Annotated in this window: 2 protein-coding genes and 1 pseudogene; 1 reads left to right on the top strand and 2 read right to left on the bottom strand. The window is 67.4% G+C overall.

The genetic code is table 11. From position 1 onward, the window contains the following. Window positions 1–569: pseudogene (locus ACEQXV_RS08375) on the bottom strand (NAD(P)(+) transhydrogenase (Re/Si-specific) subunit alpha); the annotation flags it as partial. 305 nt (window positions 570–874) lie between these two features. Here ACEQXV_RS08375 and ACEQXV_RS08380 point away from each other — a divergent pair. After that, window positions 875–2,158, top strand: coding sequence for a DUF3422 family protein (locus ACEQXV_RS08380; protein ID WP_370268708.1), 1,284 nt, complete (start codon window positions 875–877; stop codon window positions 2,156–2,158). Window positions 2,159–2,445: 287 nt separating this feature from the next. On the opposite strand, the gene ACEQXV_RS08385 is transcribed toward ACEQXV_RS08380, so the two are convergent. After that, window positions 2,446–3,907 (bottom strand): AMP-binding protein (locus tag ACEQXV_RS08385; RefSeq protein WP_370268710.1); only part of this gene is annotated, 1,462 nt, incomplete at its 5' end.

Consider the following 3,907-nt stretch of genomic DNA (forward strand, 5'->3'; position numbering starts at 1 on the left):
CCAAGGCTGGTCGAGGTGCCGATCGCGGCAAGCCCTGCCACGCCCGCGCCCACCACCAGGACCTTCGCCGGCGGCACCTTGCCCGCGGCGGTGATCTGCCCGGTGAAGAAGCGGCCATAGTTGTTGCCCGCCTCGATCACCGCACGGTAGCCCGCGATATTGGCCATCGAGGACAGCGCGTCCATCTTCTGCGCGCGGCTGATGCGCGGCACCATTTCCATGGCGATGACATTGGCGCCCTTGGCCTTGGCGATCTCCATGCCCTCTTCGTTCCCGGCAGGATTGAAGAAGGAAATCAGTGTCTTGTCAGCGGTCAGGCGCTTCGCCTCGGTCGCGGTCGGCACGCGCACCTTGGCAATGATGTCGGCCTCTTTCCACAAGGCAGCAGCGGTCTTGACCACGCTCACGCCCGCAGCCGCGTAATCGGCATCCGCAAAACCTGCATTCGCACCGGCTCCCGCCTCGATCAGGCATTCGTAGCCAAGCTTCTGCAGTTGCGCTGCACTGTCCGGCGTCATCGCAACGCGATTTTCGCCGGCTTCGATCTCCTTCGGAGCACCTATCTTCACTCTGATCCCCTTTTCCCCGGTTTGGTCCCATTCGCTCGGGCAACGGGGGTTTTTTAGCTTGCCGCCCCCCGCTCTACAACGGAAGGGACGCCGCAGGGGCCAAAAGCGACGATACGTCATCGCCCGGCCTTTGCGACCATCTGACCCGACTCCCACCGCCCCATCCGCCAAATTCCCGCCCCTGCCGGGGTTTAGCCGGCTCGGTATACCGTTGCACACGTCCAACACATTCTTTTCATTGATTTTTTTCTTGATTTATTTGACTGACGAGGTATCCGCGGGGAAGCCACCGCGAAGGACCGCCCATGCCCAGTTTCCCGGACCACCCGCTGCGCTATGACCTGGCCAACGAACTGCACGCCCGGCCCTTCCCCGCGATCCGGCACGCCAGCCAGGCCGCGATCATCGCGCTCAAACCCGAGCGGAACGCCGCCGCCCGCGACCGAGAGTTCGACCGCGCGCACCTACTGGCGCTCCTGGACCGCCACGGGGCACAGCACCCCAAGCCCGGCGCCACCCATTACACGGGCCAGATCGGCCGCTATCAACTCAAGTGGGAACAGCATACCGAGTTCGTCACCTACATGGTCTTCGGCGAGGGTCTGAGCGACCGCGCCTTCGACAGCCAGATCTGGGATGTCTTCCCCGAGGACTGGATGGCCGCCGCCCCGGGCCTGCGCGTCACCTCGGCCCATTTCCGCATCAACGAGGGCGGCGACGAGGACCAGGCCATCGCCGCCGATGTGGCCGACTGGTTCGTGCATGAAAGCCTCGCGGTCAGCCGCGTGCTGGACGGGGCCGCCATCATCGCCAGCGATTTCCGCATCGACCCGGCCGGCCACATGCGGTTTGCCCTCTTCCCGGCGCCCAGCACCGGCCCGGCCCGCATCGGGCGCATCATCCAGCGCCTGTGCGAGATCGAGACCTACAAGGCCATGGCGATGCTCGGTTTCCCGCGGGCCCGCAGCCTCAATGCCCGCATGGCGGAAATCGACTCGGGCCTGTCCGACCTTCTGCGCGACATGACCAGCGAAGAGAGCCCCGCCGACGACCAGCTGCACCAGCTTCTTGGCTACGCCACCGCGCTGGAAAACCTGATGTCGCGCAGCGCCTTCCGCTTCGGCGCGACCGGCGCCTACGAGGCGATCGTGCACCAGCGCATCGAGGTGCTGCGCGAAGAGCGGTTCCTCGGCCGCCAGACCTTCTCCGAATTCATGCTGCGCCGCTTCGACCCCGCCATGCGCACGGTGAAAAGCACCGAAAGCCGCTTGCGCTCCATGACCGACCGCGCCTTCCGCGCGGGCGAGCTTCTGCGCACCAAGGTCGAAGTGGGCCGCTCGGCCCAGAACCAGGCCCTTCTGGAAAGCATGGACCGCCGCGCCGCCCTGCAACTGCGCCTGCAGGAAACGGTCGAGGGCCTCTCGGTCGTGGCGATCAGCTACTACGCGGTCAGCCTGCTGGGCTACCTGCTTGCCCCCGTGGCTTCCGAATTCGGCATCGAGAAACCCTGGGTCACCGCCGCCCTCGTCCTGCCCGTGGTGCTGGGCGTCGCCCTGATGACCCGCCGCATTCGCAAGATGGTGCACTGACCGCGGCACGCCAGCGGCCCAGCCAAGCCCCCCTTCTTCTTTGCCGCAAATACCCCCGCCGGAGGCATCCCGCCCCCTAGACCAGCGCGCGCCATGCCGCGATGCGCCTCAACCCGCCACAGGGCCCGTGGCAACGCGGCCCGAGGAGTGCCCCCGCGCAAGCGGGGGTCGACGAGGGCCGCTCTTGGGTCGACGCGCAAGGCGCGGCGACAGCGCCGCTTCGTCTGCACGGGGGGTGTACGGGGGGTGCACAGGGGGTGTACGCATGGCACCCCCCTTTTCGAGCCTCACTGGCCGCGCAGCGCGCGGCGCATGATCTTGCCCGTGGCGGTCATCGGCAGGCTCTCCGCCCGCACCACCCGGCGCGGCACGAGGTGCGCCGAGACCCGCTCGCGCACAAGGGTTTTCAGAGCGTTTTCAAGCCCTTCCCACTCCGCCCCCGCGCGCAGCACCACATGCGCCACGACGATCTCCGTGCGGATCGCATCAGGCTCCCCCACCACGGCGGCCATCAGCACATCGGGGTGCCGCAGCAGCGCCGCCTCGATCTCCGACGGCCCGATCCGATACCCCGCCGACGTGATCACATCATCGTCCCGCGCGTGGAAGGTGATCTGCCCATCGGTGCCGCGCGTGGCCAGGTCACCGGTTCGAAGCCATCCGTTTTTCACTTTCTTTTCCGTGGCTTCCGGCTTGTTCCAATAGCGCAGGAAGGCCACAGGGTCAGGCATTGCCAGGCAGACCTCGCCCACCTCACCCGCGCCGGTTTCCCGGTCATCCGCCCCCAGCACCCGCACGTCATGGCCCGGCACCGCCAGCCCCATGGCACCGGGCACCCGGTCCATCATCGCCGATCGCGCGGCCACGATCAGGTTCGCCTCGGTCTGCCCGTAAAGCTCGTTGATCTCGGCCCCGAGCCGCGCCTCTCCCCAGTCCAGCATGTCCGCGCCAAGCGGCTCGCCGCCGGAACTGACCGCCCGCAGCCGCAACCCTCCGGGCACCGCGGCCTGTTTCATCAGCCGCAGCGCCGTGGGCGGAATGAAGGCATTCGTCACCCCTTCGCGGATCATCAGCGCGAAGGCCGCCTCGGGCTCGAACTTCGCGAAGCGATGGCTGACGAGCGGAATCCCGTAATAAAGACAAGGGATTGCCATATCCATCAGCCCGCCGATCCAGGCCCAATCGGCCGGGGTCCAGCCCACGTCGCCCGCCTTGGGGAAAAGCCCCTGGCTCAGTTCCATGCAGGGCAGATGCCCAAACAGGAAGCGATGCGCATGCAAAACGCCCTTTGGATCGCCCGTGGTGCCCGATGTGTAGATCATCATCGCCGGGTCATCGGCCTGCGTCTCTGCCGGGCGGAAGCCCCGGGCGGGCGTCTCTATCAATTCGGGCAGCGACAGAACCGGGGCACTCGCGGGTCCGGTCGAGATCAACGTCTCCAGTGCGGGGATCGCGGACCGCAGGGCCGCCACGCGACCCAGGTTGGCGGGGTCCGTCACCACCGCCCGCGCGCCGCTATCGGCCAGCCGGTAGCGCAGCGCGTCTTCGCCGAACAACGTGAACAGGGGCAGCGCCACCGCACCCAGTTTCATCACCGCCATCTGCGTTATCAGAACGAAGGGGTGTTGGGTCAGCAGCACCGCCACCCGGTCCCCGCGCGTGATGCCCTGCGCAGCCAGCGCCACCGCCAGCCCGTCCGAGGCGCGCTTGACCTGGCCATAGGTCCAAGCCTGCCGCGATCCGTCCGCG

Source organism: Nioella sp. (assembly GCF_964229645.1).
GTDB lineage: Bacteria > Pseudomonadota > Alphaproteobacteria > Rhodobacterales > Rhodobacteraceae > Nioella.